A 16,495-nucleotide genomic window follows, 5' to 3' on the forward strand; every position below is an offset into this window, starting at 1 on the left:
CGACACCTGTCCGGCCCCTGTGGACAACTCCGGCCAGCCGGTCAAACGGCCATCCGTGCGGTCCCGTTCACGCCCCGTCCGCGGTCGCGACGGCCGCCTCCACGACGGTCCGCGTCCGCCTCGCGGCTGCCGCTACCGCTGCCGCGTCTCGTCCAGTTCGCGGCCGCGCGGGCCGCCCTCGGCCGCCGGCTGCGGCTGCGCCGCGCGGTCCGCGTGTCCGGGCCACCAGGCGGCGTGCCCGATCAGCGCGGTGAGGCTCGGCGTGAAGAACATCGCCATCACGAACGCGGCGACCAGGATGCCGAAGGCGACGGCGAAGCCCATCTCGGTGAGGAAGTCGTTGCCGGAGAGCATCAGCGTCCCGAAGGTCGCGGCCAGGATGAAGCCGGCCGCGCCGATCGTCGGACCCGCGTGCTTGAGGGCCTCGGCGGCGGCCTCGCGCGGCTGCCGGCCCTCTCTGGCCTCTTCCCTGAGCCGGGCGATCATCAGGATGTTGTAGTCCGTGCCGATCGCCACCACGAACAGGTACATGATGATCGGCAGCAGGAAGATCAGCCCGTCGCCGCGACCGAAGATCCACACCGTGGCGCCGAGCGTCGCGCCGAAGCCGAGGCCCACGGACGCGATGAGGTACCAGGGCGCCACCACGCTGCGCAGCAGCAGTCCGAGGATCACCATGATCAGGATCGCGGCGACCGGGAAGACCGTGCGGTAGTCGTGGTTCACGGCCGCGTTGATGTCCTTGAAGATCGACGACGAGCCGCCGACCAGGGCCTCCGTGCCGGGCGGCGCGTTGTCGTGGGCGACGGTGCGGATGTCGCCGACCGCGGCGATGGCCTGGTCGGTGGCCGCCTCGTACTTGAGGGTGACGGTGAAGTTCGCGGTGGTGCCGGCCTTGTTGACGTCGGTGGCCTGGTCGAAGGCGACGCTGTCCACGCCGTCCGCGCCGCGCAGCTTCTGCGCGTAGCCGCCGAAGTCGACGCCGAGCGGCTTGCCGTCGGTGCTGGTGAGGTAGACGTTGGTCGGCTCCGCGGCGCCGGCCGAGTACGCCTTGGTCAGGGTGTCCTGGACGACCATCGACTCCTTGGACTTCGGGATGGAGCCCGACGCCAGGTCGTAGGACGCCTTGTAGCCGAAGGTGCCGAGCGCCAGGACCAGCATGACCGCGCCGGAGACGACCGCCACCAGGGCGGGCTTGTTGCCGACGAGGCGGCCGATGGACGCGTAGCGGGTGCCGGACGGCTCGTCGCGCCACTTCTTGCCGGGCCAGAACAGCGCCCGCGGCGGGATCAGCGAGCAGATGGCCGGGAACAGCGTCAGGCCGGCGACCAGGGTGACGGCGACCAGGATCGCCAGGGCCGGGCCGAGCTGGGTGAGGAAGCCGAGCGTGGACAGGGCCAGTGCGCAGAAGGCGATGATGACGGCGCCGGCGGCGGAGGCGATGGCCTCGCCGACCCTGGCGACGCTGTTGATCATCGCCTCCTTGGGTTCGTCGCCGGCCCGCAGCCGCTCCCGGTAGCGGAACATCAGGAACAGGAAGTAGTCGGTGCCGACGCCGAGCACCACCACGATCAGCAGCGCCGAGATCGAGCTGTTCGCCTGGAGTCCGAAGATCTTCGTGGCGTCGGCGATCAGCGCGTTGGCGACCGTGAAGACCACGCCGACCAGCAGCACCAGCGGCATCACCGCCACCAGCGGAGAGCGGAAGATGATCGACAGGGTGGCGATGATGATCAGCAGCGAACCGATCAGCGCGACCGCGTCCGAGGTCTTGCCCGCGTCCTGCTGGTCGAGGTTCTGCGCCGCCTGGCCGCCGACCTGCACCTTCAGACGGGTGCCGGCGGCGAGCGCGGTGGAGTCGGTGCGCAGCGCCTTGGCGGCGTCGGCCTGCTTGGGCTGACCCGCCGACTTCTTGTCCATCTGCACCAGGGCGGTGTCGTACTTGCCGTCCTTGGACGGCTTGCCCGCGACGATCGACTGGACCTGGTCGATCTTCTTGGCGCCCAGCTCCTTGGTGATCTTCGCGACGTCCGTCTTGTCCGCCGCGGTCATGGGGGCGCCGTCGGTGCGCTCGAAGAGGACGATCGCGGCGGGCGTGAAGGCCTGGGGAAAGGCCTTCTCCTGCACGTTCATCGCCTTGATCGACTCGTAGCTGCTCGGCAGGAAGCTGCTCTCGTCACTGTTGGACGGCAGGCTCGGCGCGGTGGCGATGATCGCGACGGCGGCGATCACCCACGCGACGATCGTCCATACGGGATGGCGGACGACGGTGCGTCCGATGCGGTGGAACATGCGGTGCTGCCTCCATGGCAGGACGTATCACCGCCACCCTTTGGAGCGGTTCCCGGGTATCGGCGACCCGGACGGCCACAGGGGACGTCCGGTGGGGGGTGGACTTGCGAACCCAGAGCTTACTTGCCGCCCGGCAAGCGGAAGCCCCCGGGTCCGCCAGGACCCCCTACGCCTATCCCGTCACGCCGGGGGGAGCAACCGTTTTTGTGGCTTGCCCATGGCGTTGCGCGGCAGTTCGGCCAGGAATCGGACGCGGCGCGGACGCTTGTGCACCGACAGCAGCGAGGCGACGAAATCCGTCAGCTCCTCGCCGGTGACCCCGTCGGCCACCACATAGGCGACGATCTCCTGTCCGAGGTCGGCGTGCGCTGCCCCGACCACCGCCGCCTCGCGTACCGCCGGATGGGCGAGCAGCGCGTTCTCCACCTCGCCCGCCCCGATCCGGTAGCCGCCGGACTTGATCAGGTCGGTGGAGGCCCGGCCCACGATCCGGTGGGTGCCGTCCGCGTCGACCGAGGCGATGTCGCCGGTGCGGAACCAGCCGTCCGCGGTGTAGGAGGCCGCCGTGGCGTCCGGCCGGCCCAGGTACCCCTCGAACAGCGTCGGGCTGCGCAGCTGCAGCTCGCCGATGCCGTCCGCGGACTGCTCGATGCGGGTCGTGACGCCCGGCAGCGGCGTGCCGACGGCCCCCGGCAGCCGCGGGCCGTCCGCGCGGGCGCTCAGCGTGATCAGGGTCTCGGTCATGCCGTAGCGCTCGACCGGCTGCTGCCCGGTCAGCTCCTGCATGCCGTGGAAGACCGGCGCGGGCAGCGGCGCGCTGCCCGACACCAGCAGCCGCGCCCCGGACAGCGCCCGCGCCGCGGCCTCGTCGCGTACCACCCGGTGCCACACGGTCGGCACCCCGAAGTAGAGGCTGCCGCCGGCGGCGGCGTAGGCGCCGGGCGTCGGGCGGCCGGTGTGCACCAGGCGGCTGCCGTGGCGCAGCGCGCCGAGCACGCCCAGCACGAGTCCGTGCACGTGGAACAGCGGCAGGCCGTGCACCAGGGTGTCCTGCGCGGTCCACTGCCAGGCGTCGGCGAGCGCGTCGAGGTCCGCGGCGACGGCGGCCCGGCTGAGCACCACGCCCTTGGGCGGCCCGGTGGTGCCGGAGGTGTAGAGGACCAGCGCGGCGTCCCCGGCGGGCGCGCCGGGGAAGTCGGCGCGCTCCGCGAAGTCCACCGGCAGCGCCTCCGCGCCCGAGTCGCGCAGGATGTGCTCGCGCTCCGCGGGGCCGGAGTCGGGCGCCAGCGGTACGGCGGGCACGCCCGCGAGCAGGCCGCCGACGACCGCCGCGACGGTCTCCAGGCTCGCCGTGGCCTCCACCACGAACGCCTTGGTGCCGGCCGCCCGCCGCGCCACCGCTCCGGCCGCGCCGAGCAGCTCCTCGTACGAGCAGGAACGGCCGTCGACGGTCACCGCGTCCGGCCGGTCCGCGCCGTCGCCGGCCGCGCCGCCGTGCAGGGCGGTGAGCACGGGCGCGTCGGGCATGGCGATCCTCCTGGGGGACGGCAGGCCCCCGGGGAAGTCGGGGGCTATCCCCAGTGTCGCCCACGCCCCGCTCCTCCTACGGTGAGCCCATGGACGCCCGCGACCCGGAACTCAACAAGGATCTCTCCGCCACCCTGCAGGCCCGCAAGGACCTCGGAGCGGAGTACGAGTCGGAACTGGTCGACTCGTTCATGGAAAAGGTGAACGAGCGCGTCGACAGCCGCGTCGAGCAGCGGGTGCGCCGCGAACTCGCCCAGCAGCAGACGTCGTTCGCCCGCGCCGACCGCCGCCCCATCGGCCCGCCGTCGCCGAGCCCGCGCTTCGCCCGCTACGGGTTCGCCGGCGTCACCCTGGTGCTCGCGATCCCGCTGTCGGCCATCGCCGCGGTCAACGCCGGCACCGGCGGACTCTTCATCACCTGGGCGGGCATCGTCGGCGTCAACGTGGCCCAGAGCCTCACCGGCTTCCTCGCCCCCAAGGAGAAGCCCGACCGGGACGACTGGTCCTGACCCGGGCCGCGGCCCGGCGCCGCACGGCCCTGAAGGGCAACGGACGCCAGCCGGGCGCGCCGGTGAGGGCGCCGAAGGGCCTCCGGTGCCGAAAGGGCCGGAGGCGGGAGAACGCGAAGGACGCGCGAGAGACACAGAAGGTGTTTGCGCGGGAACCGCCGCACCCCCGAGCAGACTCGGAGGGCGGGACGACGGCGGTTCCCGCGAGGACGCGGGCCGGGTCAGGGCCGGGCCGGCGCGTCCGAGGCGACCATGGAGTCCGGGAGCCGCTCCGGAAGCCCTGGTGCCGTTTCGGTGTGCCGCTCCGGCCGGCGGTTCGAGTCCCTCCGCCCGGTGCGACATCACCAAATGTGCCGGACGCTTGTTAAGCGCGTGCTGCGCGGACGTGTCGCGGGTGTACCAGTTCCGCGAATCCTGCCGCCCGCACCATCCGCACCGCCCGAGGCGGCCGGCCGGGGCCGGTGAGCCGCCTCAGGCCCCGCCGTGACCTGCGAGGAAGGACAGCAGGTCCTGCCGGCTGACCACGCCGGTGGGCTTGCCCTCCACCAGCACGATGGCGGCGTCGGCGCGCTCCAGCACGGCCATCAGACCGCTGACCGGCTCGCCGGAGCCGACCTGCGGCAGCGGCGGCGACAGGTGCTTGTCGAGCGGGTCGTCGAGGGTGGCGCGCTTGCTGAACAGCGCGTCCAGCAGGTCGCGCTCGACGACGGAGCCGGTGACCTCCGCGGCCATCACGTCGGGGTGGCCCGCGCCGGGCTTGACCACGGGCATCTGCGAGACGCCGTACTCGCGCAGCACCTCGATGGCCTGGCCGACCGTCTCGTCGGGGTGCATGTGCACCAGGTTCGGGATGGCGCCCTGCTTGTCGGCGAGGACGTCGGCCACGCGGGCCTCGGCGCCGCCCTCGTCGAGGAAGCCGTGCGAGCTCATCCACTCGTCGCTGAAGATCTTCGACAGGTAGCCGCGGCCGCTGTCCGGCAGCAGCACGACGACCACGTCGTCGGGTCCGAGCGGCTCGGCGACCTTCAGCGCGGCGGCGACGGCCATCCCGCAGGAGCCGCCGACGAGCAGGCCCTCCTCGCGGGCCAGCCTGCGGGTCATCTGGAAGGAGTCCTTGTCGGAGACGGCGACGATCTCGTCGGCCACGTCCCGGTCGTACGCGGTGGGCCAGAAGTCCTCGCCGACGCCCTCGACGAGGTAGGGGCGGCCGGAGCCGCCGCTGTAGACGGAGCCCTCGGGGTCGGCGCCGATCACCTGGACGCGGCCCTCGCTGGCCTCCTTGAGGTAGCGGCCGGTGCCGGAGATGGTGCCGCCGGTGCCGACGCCCGCCACGAAGTGGGTGATCCGGCCCTCGGTCTGCTGCCACAGCTCCGGCCCGGTGGACTCGTAGTGGGACAGCGGGTTGTTCGGGTTGCTGTACTGGTCGGGCTTCCAGGCGTTGGGGGTCTCGCGGACCAGCCGGTCGGACACGTTGTAGTACGAGTCGGGGTGCTCGGGGTCGACGGCGGTCGGGCAGACGACGACGTCGGCGCCGTAGGCGCGCAGCACGTTGATCTTGTCCATGGACACCTTGTCCGGGCAGACGAAGATGCAGTGGTACCCCTTGCGCTGGGCGACAAGGGCCAGGCCGACGCCGGTGTTGCCCGAGGTGGGCTCGACGATGGTGCCGCCGGGCTTGAGTTCGCCGCTGCGTTCCGCGGCCTCGATCATGCGCAGCGCGATCCGGTCCTTCACCGAACCGCCCGGGTTGAAGTACTCGACCTTGGCCAGGACGGTCGCCTGGATTCCCTCGGTCACGCTGTGGAGCCGCACCAGCGGGGTGTTGCCGACGAGGCTGATCATCGAGTCGTGAAACTGCACCGTGTGTCTCCGGGTTCTCCGAGATGGTGCGACCAGCCTATTGGTGCCTTCGGCGGGCCGCACGAAACGTCGGCGGCGCGGTGGCCGTTGACGTTGCTGGAAGCGTCTCGCGGGGCAACACCTTGGTGTACGTACCAGCGGGTGCGGCTCACGGGGCGAAGCAAGTGCAGTGGAGGTGGCCGGCTCGATGTCGAGGGTGAGAGTGGCACGGCGGATCGCGACCGCGGCGGCGTTCGGCGGCGGCGGTATCAGCCTGCTGGGCGGCGCCGCGGTCGGACTGCTGCTGACCGAGGTGCGGATGGCCAAGCGGGTGGTGGGCGGCTCCGAGGGCACGCCGCCGCGGGCGGACGGCCGGTACGGCTCCGCGTTCGCGCACCGCACGGACGAGCCCGCGCTGCGGCTGGGCTTCCTGGGCGACTCCACGGCCGCGGGCCAGGGCGTGCACCGGGCGCGGGAGACGCCGGGGGCGCTGCTGGCGTCGGGGCTCGCGGCGGTGGCCGAGCGCCCGGTGAAGCTGGTGAACGTGGCGCAGCCCGGCGCGCAGTCGGACGACCTGGCCCGGCAGGTCGCGCTGCTGCTGGACTCCTCGGTGCCGGCGCCGGACGTCGTGGTGGTGATGATCGGGGCCAACGACGTGACGCACCGGATGCCGCTGGCGGCCTCGGTGCGGCTGCTGTCGGACGCGGTGCGGCGGCTGCGGGACGCCGGTGTGGAGGTCGTGGTGGGCACCTGCCCCGACCTCGGCTCGGTGGAGCCGGTGTACCAGCCGCTGCGCTGGCTGGCCCGGCGGGCGAGCCGGCAGCTGGCGGCCGCGCAGACCATCGCCGTGGTGGGGCTGGGCGCCCGCACGGTGTCGCTGGGCGACCTGCTCGGCCCGGAGTTCGAGGCGCGGCCGCGGGAGCTGTTCGGCCCGGACAACTTCCACCCGTCGGCGGAGGGGTACGCGACGGCCGCGATGGCGGTGCTGCCCACGCTGTGCGCCGCGCTGGGGCTGTGGCCCGAGGCGGACGAGCGGCCGGACGCGCGGCGCGGCGAGGGCTTCCTGCCGGTCGACCAGGCGGCCGTGGCGGCGGCGTCCGAGGGCGGCACGGAGGTGGCGGCCGCGCATGCGGGCGGCGGCCCCCGCGGGCGCTGGGCGCTGCTGAAGCGGCGCCGGCGGCGTCCGCTGGAGGAGGAGCCGGAGCCTGAGCAGACCCAGGTCGGCGGCTCGACCGCGCTCAGCTGAGGGAGCGTCGCCGCTGGTGAGCGGCCCGCGAGGGGTGGACGAGGCGTCCGTATCGCGGGCCGCGGAAAAAGTTTGTGAAGCTCTTCACATGAAGTTCCCGGCGGCGGACCCGACTTTCCCAGGCGCGGCACGCCAATTGCCCTTCATTCCCTGGCGGGTCGGTGGCCCCGGCGCCCCGCACAGGCGGTCGAACGGAGCCCGCGGCGGCCGATCGACGCTGCTCAGGGCCGTGTATAAGAACAGGAGGCGCACGGAGCGCCGCACCGGCCCCCCGGCCCCGGCTCGTGGGGTCGCGCAGTGTAGCAGACGGTGTCCAGTACCTTGTGAAGGGGCTCACGAGGGACCCCCCTGACCGTGCTCCATAATCGAGGCATGAGCACCACGGAGCGTCCACGGATCCTCGTAGTAGGCGGCGGTTACGTCGGCCTGTACGCGGCGCGCCGCATCATGAAGAAGATGCGGTACGGCGAGGCGACCGTCACGGTCGTCGACCCGCGCTCGTACATGACGTACCAGCCCTTCCTCCCCGAAACCGCAGCTGGCAGCATCTCCCCGCGGCATGTCGTCGTCCCGCTGCGACGCGTGCTCCCCGGGGCGGAGGTGCTCACCGGGCGGGTCACCACCATCGACCAGGACCGCAAGGTCGCCTCGGTCGAGCCGCTCGTCGGCGAGTCCTACGAGCTGCCCTTCGACTACCTGGTGATCGCGCTCGGCGCGGTCTCCCGCACCTTCCCGATCCCCGGCCTGGCCGAGAACGGCATCGGGATGAAGGGCGTCGAGGAGGCCATCGGCCTGCGCAACCACGTCCTGGAGCAGCTCGACAAGGCCGACTCCACGACCGACGAGGAGATCCGCCGCAAGGCGCTCACCTTCGTCTTCGTCGGCGGCGGCTTCGCCGGTGCGGAGACCATAGGCGAGGTCGAGGACATGGCCCGCGACGCCGCGACGTACTACCCGAACGTCAAGCGCGAGGACATGCGCTTCATCCTCGTGGACGCCGCGGACAAGATCCTCCCCGAGGTCGGCCCGCAGCTCGGCAAGTGGGGCCTGGAGCACCTGCAGGAGCGGGGCATCGAGGTCTACCTCAGCACGTCGATGGCGTCGTGCGTCGACAAGCACGTGGTGCTCGCCAACGGGCTCGAGGTCGACGCCTCCACCATCGTGTGGACGGCCGGCGTGAAGCCCAACCCGGCGCTGGCCCGCTTCGGCCTGCCGCTGGGCCCGCGCGGCCACGTGGACACCGCGGCGACCCTGCAGGTGCAGGGCACCGACTACATCTGGGCCGCCGGCGACAACGCCCAGATCCCCGACCTCGCCGCGGGCGAGGGCGCCTGGTGCCCGCCGAACGCCCAGCACGCGCTGCGCCAGGCCAAGGTCCTCGGCGACAACGTGGTGTCCGGCATGCGGGGCTTCCCGCAGGCGCAGTACAAGCACGCCAACAAGGGTGCGGTCGCCGGCCTGGGCCTGCACAAGGGCGTCGCGATGATCGTCGTCGGCAAGACCAGGATCAAGCTCAAGGGCCGGATCGCCTGGTACATGCACCGCGGCTACCACGGCATGGCGGTGCCGACCTGGAACCGCAAGATCCGGGTCTTCGCGGACTGGACGCTGGGGATGTTCCTCAAGCGCGAGGTCGTCTCGCTCGGCGCGATCGAGAACCCCCGCGAGGAGTTCTACGAGGCCGCCCGCCCGGCTCCGGTGCCGCAGCAGGCCGCACTGCCCGCGCAGCCCGCCGAGCAGCGGACCGCCAAGCCCGCCGAGAAGGCCGCCGCGTCCTGACGCCTGCCCGACCGGCCCCGCAGGGCCTGTGCAACACGCCGAGAGGGCGCCCGCCATCCGTGGTGCGGGCGCCCTCTCGGCGTTCCCGCACCCGCGCGCCGGCCGCTGCCGGGAGCCGCGGCGGACCGGCCCGGCCGGCCGTCCGGCAACTACGTGTACGTCCAACGTAAATGTACGTGTCAGCGGCGATTTCCGGTCGTACGCTCAGCACCATGGCTGACGCGGCTCATCGCATCCTCGAACTCGCCGAACACGCCCTCTCGTCGCCGTTCCCGCTGCGCGTGCGCGCCTGGGACGGCAGCGAGGCCGGGCCGCCCGGCGCCCCCGTACTCGTCCTGCGCCGGCGCCGCGCACTGCGCCGGCTGCTCTGGCGGCCCGGCGAACTGGGCCTGGCCCGCGCCTGGGTGGCCGGCGACCTCGACGTGGACGGCGACCTCTACGCGGCGCTCGACCTACTCTCCGGGCTGTTCTGGGACCGCGACGAGCCCGACGCGCCGGCCTCCGCGGCGCGCACCCTGCGCAGGGCCGCCGGGGTGCTGCGCGATCCGGACAGCTACCGGCTGGTGCGCCGCGCGCTGTCCCTCGCGGGCGCCGGGCTGCCGCCCGCGCCACCGCCGGAGGAGCTGCGCCGCCGCACCGGCATCGCGCACACCAAGCGCCGCGACAAGGCGGCGATCGCCCACCACTACGATGTGGGCAACGACTTCTACGCCCTGGTGCTCGGCCCGTCCATGGTCTACTCGTGCGCGCTGTGGCCCGCCGAGGACACCACCCTGGAGCAGGCCCAGTGGGCGAAGCTCGACCTGGTCTGCCGCAAGCTGGGGCTGCGCGAGGGCATGCGGCTGCTGGACGTCGGCTGCGGCTGGGGCTCGATGGTGCTGCACGCCGCCACGCACTACGGGGTGCGCGCCACCGGCGTCACGCTGTCCACCGCGCAGGCCGCCTTCGCCCGCAAGCGGGTCGCGGAGGCCGGGCTGACCGACCGGATCGAGATCCGGGTGCAGGACTACCGGGACGTCAGGGACGGCCCCTACGACGCGATCTCGTCGATCGGCATGGCCGAGCACGTCGGCGGCGAACGCTATCTGGAGTACGCGCGCGACCTGTACGCCCTGCTCCAGCCCGGCGGCCGGCTGCTCAACCACCAGATCGGGCGGCGGCCGCTGCGCGACGAGGATGCCTACCACGTCGACGAGTTCATCGACCGCTACGTCTTTCCCGACGGGGAGCTGGCGCCGATCGGCGTGACCGTCGCCCGGCTGGAGGAGGCCGGGTTCGAGGTGCGGGACGTCGAGGCGCTGCGCGAGCACTACGCGCGCACGCTGCGGGCGTGGGTGGGCAACCTGGAGGGCGCCTGGAAGGAGGCGGCGGCCGCGACCTCGCCGGGCCGGGCCCGGGTGTGGCGGCTCTACATGGCCGCGTCCGCGGTGTCGTTCGAGCGGAACCGGATCGGCGTCAACCAGGTGCTCGCGGTCCGCACGGCGCCCGACGGGAGGTCAGGGTTGCCCCCGACCAGGACCGGCTGGCTGTCCTGACGGGCCGCCCGGCGCGCGGCGCGCGGTTGCGGAGAGCGATTTCACGTCACTTGTGCGTGAGGGTCGCCGCCGAGGCGAACGGCTCCTGTGGTGCGGCAGGAGGCCCGGAGCACGGCTGATGCTCCGTCAGTAACCCCTAAAATAAGACAACATGGCAACAGAGGCGTCCTGTTCACGACGCCCGACACGGATACGCTTTTCTCTGCGCCCCGCCGGCCCGGATGGTGGAACGCAGACACGGCGAGCTTAAACCTCGCTGCCCCTCGGTGGGCGTGCCGGTTCAAGTCCGGCTCCGGGCACTCCCAGGGCCCTTTTTCAGGGCTCTGCGGACGCCCGGAGGCGGCCCGCGGACGCCACGGTTGCGGCCGCCTCCCGCTCACTCAGCCCGGTGTGCACCGCCGCGGTCACCAGGGCCGGCGCGAGCGCCTCGCCGAACCCCGCGTCGTAGGCGCGGCAGGCCGCCCAGAACAGCCGCCCGTTGCGCTCTCCTTCGCGTGAATCCAGCACGAACCTGACCAGGCCGGCGGCCCGTTTCTCGGCCGGGTGCCGGGGCGCCTCCTGCTCGGGCGGGCGCGGTGGCGCGGGCGGCGGGGCGGCCAGCCGCAGCAGCGCCTCGGGCACCGGCGCGAGCGGGTGCCCGGTGGAGCCGGGGGCCAGCAGATAGCGTCCGGCGACCGTGCGCGAGCCGGGGCCCACCACGTAGCCGCCGGCGCCGCGTATGTCGATGCCGGGGGCGAGCCGGCCGGCCGAGTTGGGCACCGGGCCCGGCGCGGTGAACCACAGGTGGCGGCCGCCGCTGGGGGTGAGCACGGTAACCGTTTGCGGGACGGCGAAACCGTGCGTTTCAGCCAGTGCGTGCAGTGCGCCCACCCCGTCCGCGCCGTGCTTGACGTCGAGGTCGACCCCGACCAGGTGCGCGGGCGGCACCCCGCACGCGATGCCGTAGCCGGTCGCCCACGGCGCCAGCGCGAACAGCGCACGGATCAGGGCCGGGTCGGTGGTGGCGTCATGGACGCCGTGGCCGGGGCGTCCGCAGGCGCCGCGGCAGGCGGTGGCGCCGGTCTCGCCCCGGTGCGGCGAGCGGACGGCGGGCAGCTTGGTCCGGGACAGCGGGATGACGGGCAGTCCGCGCGCGGCGGTGAGCAGAGCCGCGTGCAGCGCACGGGTGTGGTCGGGGCGTGGCATGGCCTGCTCCCTGATGCCGATGTTCGAACGTGCGTTCGTCTCCACTCCTCAGTGATACCGCGACGCACCGACAGCGTCCAGCGTGATACCCGTCAACCACCCGCACGGGGGAAGATCATCCTTCGGGCGTACCGCAGCGTTTTTGCCAACCCATTACCCTTGAGGGACTTGTCGCAGTCTGCGGCCATGGAGGAGTGACATGAGGAGCAGCAACCCGGTCTTCAGCAGGCGGGGTTTCACCCAGGACGCCGGGTACGCCGGCTTCGGTTCGGGCGGCACGGGCGGCACGCCCCAGGGCGCGGCGCCGGGAGCGGCCGGATACGGGCAGGCCGGCGGGAATCCGTACGCCCAGGCCCCCCGCAACCCCTACGACCGGCAGCCCCTCACTCCGCAGCAGATGGAGGAGATGTACGCCGGGCCGGCCGCCGGGCCCGCGCAGACCGGCCGGATGACGATGGACGACGTCGTCATGCGCACCGCGATGACGCTGGGCACGGTCGTGGTCGGCGTGGCGATCGGCTGGTTCGGCCTGAAGGACCAGATCGGCGTCGCCTACGGCGCGGCGCTGGTCGCCTTCGTGCTCGCGATGATCCAGGCGTTCAAGCGCACCCCGGTGCCCGCGCTGATCCTCGGCTACGCGATCTTCGAGGGCCTGTTCCTCGGCGTGCTCAGCCGCTTCTACAACGAGGCGTGGCAGGGCGCGCCGGTGCAGGCGGTGCTGGGCACGGTGGCGGTCTTCGCCGGCATGCTCTTCGCCTACAAGGCGCGGATCATCCGCGTCACCGCCCGCTACCAGCGGATCGGCATGGCCGTCGCCATCGGCTTCGTCCTCGCCCTGGCCGTCAACCTGCTCTTCGCCGCCTTCGGCGCCGGCAACGGCCTGGGCCTGGCCACCGGCGGCCTGGGCATCGTCTTCTGCCTGCTCGGCGTCTGCCTCGGCGCGTTCTTCCTGTCGCTGGACTTCCGGCAGATCGAGGACGGCATCCGGGGCGGCGCGCCCCAGCGCGAGTCGTGGCTGGCCGCGTTCGGCCTGACGCTCTCCCTGGTGTGGATCTACCTGGAGCTGCTGCGGCTGATCGCGATCCTGCGCGACTGACCCGCCCGGCCGCGTCAGACACGGCGGGCCGCCCCGGAAGCAGTGCTTCCCGGGGCGGCCCGCCGGCGTCTTGTGGAGGGTGGGGCGGTCAGGCCAGGTTGCGCGCGGCCCGCCGCAGGTCGAACTCGTGGGCGATGGCCTTCGCGTGGCCGTAGGAGAGGGCGTGCTCGCTGCGGAGCCAGCTGACCTTGTCGTCGAAGCGGAGGAACGACGGGCCGTCGGCGAGGGCTCGGAGCCAGTCGCTGACCTCGCGGCCCGTGGACTGCGGGATGTGGTCGAGCAGATTCCGGTGGGTTTCCTCGGAGAAGTGCGTTTGGGACATCGGCGCCTCCGGTATGTGGTCCGGTCACCCCACCGTGCCCGAGAGGTCGCCCCTTGGCAACCATCCGGACGTGCGGATATGGGTACGACGAGGTGCGCGCGGAGTGTGCGGCCGCGCGGGGCGGCGACGCCCCGGCCGGATAGGGTCGCCGTCATGTCGGAACGCGACGCGCGGGACAGCGGCGGGGAACCAGCCCACGAACCGGTACCCGATCACGCACTGAACGAGGCGGTGGAGCGGCTGGCCGGACGGCTCAGGGCGCTGCCGCAGCGGCGGCTGCAGACCGGCGCCGCCGCCGTGGGGCTCGCCGTCGCCCGCCTGCTGGCCCGCCGGGCGCAGGAGTTGGAGTTCCCCGGCCGCGAGCCCTACGAGCTGCCGGACGACGGGATCTTCGCGGTCGGCGACCAACTGGCGGTGGCCGGCCACGATCTGGCGCGGGCGGTCGCGGCCGATCCGCCGCGCGGGCGGCGGGCGGCGGCCGAGGCGCTGGAGCGGCTCGCGGTCGCGGCGAAGGCGATCGGCTGACCGGTCAGGCGCCGGCGCCGGTCCGTGCGTCGACCCGTGCGCGGGCGGTGCGCCGGTCCTGGCGTGCGCCGGCTCGCGCAGGCGCCGACCGGGCCTACAGCGAGGCGACCACGCGGTCCGCGAGGACGTACACGCTCTCCTCGCCGCAGGAGAAGGTCAGCGCGTAGGCGCCGGCTATCGCGGAGCCGCCCTGCAGGAACGGGACCTCGCCGCGGTCGAGCGCGTCGCAGAGCTTGAGCGCGGTCGCCCGGTGGCCGGGCGTCATGCACAGCGTGGTGCCGTCGGCGAAGACGTAGACGTCCAGGGTGCCGAGCGGTCCCGGCCGCACGTCGGACAGCGGGATGCGCGCGTCGGCGAGGTCGGCGAGCCGGTCCGCGGTCTGGTCGCGGGAGGCGACGACCGGGGCCGGGGTGAAGTCGGGGCCGGAGGGGTGCGGGATCGCGCCCGGGGCGGGACGGGTCGCCTCAGCCGTCTCCGGGCCCTGGGCGCCCGCTTCCGCGCCCGACGCGCCCGCGGGCTCCGCTCCGGCCACTCCGGCCTCCACGCCGCCTTCGAAGGCCGCGTCGAGGCTCTCCCGGCCCGCGTCGAAGGCGGCCTGGAGGCTGGAGTCCGCCTGGCGCGGCAGGTAGGGCAGCACTGGCGGCACCTCGTAGTCGGGCAGCGCGTCCCGGCCGTCGGCGACGCCGGGCAGACCGGTCAGGCCGCCGCGGAAGAAGCCGTCACCCGCGCTCTCGCGGGCCTCCTGCTCGGCCCAGAAGGCGCGTGCCTCGGCCAGCTCCCGCTCCCGCTCGTCGGCGAGCGCGTCGGCCACCGCGGTCCGCACGTCGCGCGCGGACATCAGGGCGTCGCGCTGCCCCGGCAGGGCGAGCGCCGCCAGGTCGCGGCGCAGCGCGGCCAGCTCGCGCCGCATGCCGTGGGCGCAGAGCAGGGCGGCGGAACCCGCGGCCACGGCGAGTCCCGCGGCCACCAGCAGAACGGTGAAGTTGGCGCTCACTGACGTACTCCCGACTGGTGCGACCCGAGCAATGCCCATCCGGGCGGTGGACGAAACTTTCCCCACTCATCACTCTGCCGGTAAACCCTTGGCCTTTGCAGTGCGGAACGTCATGGCCTGTCCCGTTCTGTCCCCTTGACACCCTCCGCGACACCTCGCATGACCTGCGCAAACGCGTCGCCCCCGGGAGAAAATCACATCCCGGGGGCGATTTCGTTGCGACTTATGTCACACAGAGTGCACATTGCAGCCAGGCGGTCGCAAAGCGTCAGGAAAGGCGCTCGATGACCATCGCCATGCCCTGACCGCCGCCCACACACATGGTTTCGAGGCCGAACTGCTTGTCGTGGAACTGGAGGCTGTTGATGAGCGTGCCGGTGATCCGCGCGCCGGTCATCCCGAAGGGGTGGCCGACCGCGATCGCGCCGCCGTTGACGTTCAGCCGGTCCAGGTCGATGCCCAGGTCGCGGTAGGAGGGGATGACCTGCGCGGCGAAGGCCTCGTTGATCTCGACCAGGTCGATGTCGCCGATGGCCATCCCGGCCCGCCGCAGCGCCTGCTGGGACGCCTCGACCGGGCCGTAGCCCATGATCTCCGGGGAGAGCCCTGAGACGCCGGTGGAGACCACCCGGGCCAGCGGCGTGATGCCCAGCTCCCGGGCCCTGGTGTCCGACATGACGACCAGGGCGGCCGCGCCGTCGTTGAGCGGGCAGCAGTTGCCCGCGGTGACCGTGCCGTCGGGGCGGAAGACGGGCTTGAGGCCGGAGACGCCCTCCAGGGTCACGCCGGCGCGCGGGCCGTCGTCCTTGGAGACGACCGTCCCGTCGGGCAGCGTGACCGGGGTGATCTCCCGCTCCCAGAAACCGTTCTTCAGCGCCTCCTCGGCCAGGTTCTGCGAGCGCACCCCGAACTCGTCCTGGTCCTGGCGGGTCACGCCCTTGAGGGCGGCGAGGTTCTCCGCGGTCTGGCCCATCGCGATGTAGGCGTCCGGCACCGCACCGTCCTCGCGCGGGTCGTGCCAGGCGCCGCCGCCGCCCTGCGCGCGCCGCTCGGTACGGGCCGTCGCCTCGCCGAAGAGCGGGTTCATGGTGTCGGGCAGGCTGTCGGAGTTGCCCTTCACGAAGCGGGACACCGCCTCCACGCCGGCCGAGATGAAGACGTCGCCCTCGCCGGCCCTGATCGCGTGCATCGCCATCCTGGTGGTCTGCAGCGACGAGGAGCAGTAGCGGGTGACGGTACAGCCCGGCAGGTGGTCCATGCCCATCTGCACCGCCACGATCCGGCCCAGGTTGAAGCCCTGTTCGCCGCCGGGCAGGCCGCAGCCGAGCATCAGGTCGTCGATCTCGCGCGGGTCGAGCTGCGGCACCTTCGCCAGCGCGGTCTGGATGACGGTGGCGACGAGGTCGTCCGGGCGCAGGTCCTTCAGCGAGCCCTTGAAGGCGCGGCCGATGGGCGAACGGGCGGCAGAGACGATGACGGCTTCGGGCATCGCGGGCACTCCTCGGCGGGCTGCGGGGCGGTACGCACGGTGCGTACCGCCCTTGCGTACGTGCGGACTCTCAGGGAAGTTACCCGTACGTATCGCAGCGAGTCACCAGGCGGGCGCTGTGACGAGGGCTACTTTCTGAGCGCTTGCTTACCCGCGA

Annotated in this window: 13 protein-coding genes and 1 tRNA gene; 7 read left to right on the forward strand and 7 right to left on the reverse strand. The window is 72.9% G+C overall.

Features of this window, described 5'->3' with window-relative positions; translation table 11 throughout:
• Positions 1-132 precede the first annotated feature (132 nt).
• Entirely contained in the window at positions 133-2,292 is a 2,160-nt protein-coding gene (locus V2S66_RS20160) for an MMPL family transporter (RefSeq protein WP_330797281.1), read from the reverse strand.
• A 180-nt stretch (positions 2,293-2,472) separates the two neighbouring features.
• Positions 2,473-3,819: an AMP-binding protein gene (locus tag V2S66_RS20165; RefSeq protein WP_330797282.1), complete on the reverse strand. Its 1,347-nt coding sequence runs from the start codon at positions 3,817-3,819 to the stop codon at positions 2,473-2,475.
• Between the two features lie 89 nt (positions 3,820-3,908).
• Here V2S66_RS20165 and V2S66_RS20170 point away from each other — a divergent pair, with 89 nt between their 5' ends.
• Positions 3,909-4,328 (forward strand): hypothetical protein, encoded by a 420-nt coding sequence (locus V2S66_RS20170; RefSeq protein ID WP_330797283.1) that lies wholly within the window; start codon positions 3,909-3,911, stop codon positions 4,326-4,328.
• A 471-nt stretch (positions 4,329-4,799) separates the two neighbouring features.
• Here the strand turns inward: V2S66_RS20170 and V2S66_RS20175 are convergent, their stop codons facing one another.
• Positions 4,800-6,188 carry a cystathionine beta-synthase gene (locus tag V2S66_RS20175; protein ID WP_330797284.1) on the reverse strand — a complete coding sequence of 463 codons (1,389 nt, stop codon included), beginning with the start codon at positions 6,186-6,188 and terminating at the stop codon, positions 4,800-4,802.
• 187 nt (positions 6,189-6,375) lie between these two features.
• On the opposite strand from V2S66_RS20175, the gene V2S66_RS20180 reads away from it, so the two are divergent.
• From V2S66_RS20180 to V2S66_RS20195, 4 genes are all read left to right on the forward strand, one after another.
• Positions 6,376-7,413, forward strand: coding sequence for an SGNH/GDSL hydrolase family protein (locus V2S66_RS20180; RefSeq protein WP_330797285.1), 1,038 nt, complete (start codon positions 6,376-6,378; stop codon positions 7,411-7,413).
• A gap of 372 nt (positions 7,414-7,785) precedes the next feature.
• Positions 7,786-9,192 (forward strand): NAD(P)/FAD-dependent oxidoreductase, encoded by a 1,407-nt coding sequence (locus V2S66_RS20185; protein WP_330797286.1) that lies wholly within the window; start codon positions 7,786-7,788, stop codon positions 9,190-9,192.
• A gap of 212 nt (positions 9,193-9,404) precedes the next feature.
• Entirely contained in the window at positions 9,405-10,727 is a 1,323-nt protein-coding gene (locus V2S66_RS20190; protein WP_330797287.1) for a cyclopropane-fatty-acyl-phospholipid synthase family protein, read from the forward strand.
• A 215-nt stretch (positions 10,728-10,942) separates the two neighbouring features.
• Positions 10,943-11,026 (forward strand) — tRNA-Leu (locus V2S66_RS20195).
• A 16-nt stretch (positions 11,027-11,042) separates the two neighbouring features.
• Here the strand turns inward: V2S66_RS20195 and V2S66_RS20200 are convergent.
• Positions 11,043-11,912, reverse strand: a complete 870-nt coding sequence (locus V2S66_RS20200; RefSeq protein ID WP_330797334.1) for a bifunctional DNA primase/polymerase — start codon at positions 11,910-11,912, stop codon at positions 11,043-11,045.
• 199 nt (positions 11,913-12,111) lie between these two features.
• Between V2S66_RS20200 and V2S66_RS20205 the strand changes: the two genes are divergently transcribed.
• Positions 12,112-13,008, forward strand: coding sequence for a Bax inhibitor-1/YccA family protein (locus tag V2S66_RS20205; protein ID WP_330797288.1), 897 nt, complete (start codon positions 12,112-12,114; stop codon positions 13,006-13,008).
• Between the two features lie 88 nt (positions 13,009-13,096).
• Here V2S66_RS20205 and V2S66_RS20210 read toward each other — a convergent pair whose 3' ends face one another.
• Complete coding sequence (locus V2S66_RS20210; protein ID WP_330797289.1) at positions 13,097-13,330, reverse strand: DUF4287 domain-containing protein; 234 nt, start codon at positions 13,328-13,330, stop codon at positions 13,097-13,099.
• Positions 13,331-13,483: 153 nt separating this feature from the next.
• Here V2S66_RS20210 and V2S66_RS20215 point away from each other — a divergent pair, with 153 nt between their 5' ends.
• Positions 13,484-13,855: a hypothetical protein gene (locus tag V2S66_RS20215; protein WP_330797290.1), complete on the forward strand. Its 372-nt coding sequence runs from the start codon at positions 13,484-13,486 to the stop codon at positions 13,853-13,855.
• Between the two features lie 94 nt (positions 13,856-13,949).
• Here V2S66_RS20215 and V2S66_RS20220 read toward each other — a convergent pair whose 3' ends face one another.
• Together V2S66_RS20220 and V2S66_RS20225 are read right to left on the reverse strand one after the other, a co-directional pair.
• Complete coding sequence (locus V2S66_RS20220; RefSeq protein ID WP_413966437.1) at positions 13,950-14,849, reverse strand: hypothetical protein; 900 nt, start codon at positions 14,847-14,849, stop codon at positions 13,950-13,952.
• Between the two features lie 268 nt (positions 14,850-15,117).
• Positions 15,118-16,338 (reverse strand): acetyl-CoA C-acetyltransferase, encoded by a 1,221-nt coding sequence (locus V2S66_RS20225; protein ID WP_330797291.1) that lies wholly within the window; start codon positions 16,336-16,338, stop codon positions 15,118-15,120.
• Positions 16,339-16,495: the final 157 nt, after the last annotated feature.

Origin of the sequence: Actinacidiphila polyblastidii (assembly GCF_036353415.1) — a bacterium.
Classification (GTDB): domain Bacteria; phylum Actinomycetota; class Actinomycetes; order Streptomycetales; family Streptomycetaceae; genus Actinacidiphila; species Actinacidiphila polyblastidii.

Coding starts and splice junctions, on each gene's coding strand:
- V2S66_RS20160 (WP_330797281.1), bottom strand. CDS start 2,292: ATGTTCCACCGCATCGGACGCACCGTCGTCCGCCATCCCGTATGGACG.
- V2S66_RS20165 (WP_330797282.1), bottom strand. CDS start 3,819: ATGCCCGACGCGCCCGTGCTCACCGCCCTGCACGGCGGCGCGGCCGGC.
- V2S66_RS20170 (WP_330797283.1), top strand. CDS start 3,909: ATGGACGCCCGCGACCCGGAACTCAACAAGGATCTCTCCGCCACCCTG.
- V2S66_RS20180 (WP_330797285.1), top strand. CDS start 6,376: ATGTCGAGGGTGAGAGTGGCACGGCGGATCGCGACCGCGGCGGCGTTC.
- V2S66_RS20185 (WP_330797286.1), top strand. CDS start 7,786: ATGAGCACCACGGAGCGTCCACGGATCCTCGTAGTAGGCGGCGGTTAC.
- V2S66_RS20190 (WP_330797287.1), top strand. CDS start 9,405: ATGGCTGACGCGGCTCATCGCATCCTCGAACTCGCCGAACACGCCCTC.
- V2S66_RS20200 (WP_330797334.1), bottom strand. CDS start 11,912: ATGCCACGCCCCGACCACACCCGTGCGCTGCACGCGGCTCTGCTCACC.
- V2S66_RS20205 (WP_330797288.1), top strand. CDS start 12,112: ATGAGGAGCAGCAACCCGGTCTTCAGCAGGCGGGGTTTCACCCAGGAC.
- V2S66_RS20210 (WP_330797289.1), bottom strand. CDS start 13,330: ATGTCCCAAACGCACTTCTCCGAGGAAACCCACCGGAATCTGCTCGAC.
- V2S66_RS20215 (WP_330797290.1), top strand. CDS start 13,484: ATGTCGGAACGCGACGCGCGGGACAGCGGCGGGGAACCAGCCCACGAA.
- V2S66_RS20225 (WP_330797291.1), bottom strand. CDS start 16,338: ATGCCCGAAGCCGTCATCGTCTCTGCCGCCCGTTCGCCCATCGGCCGC.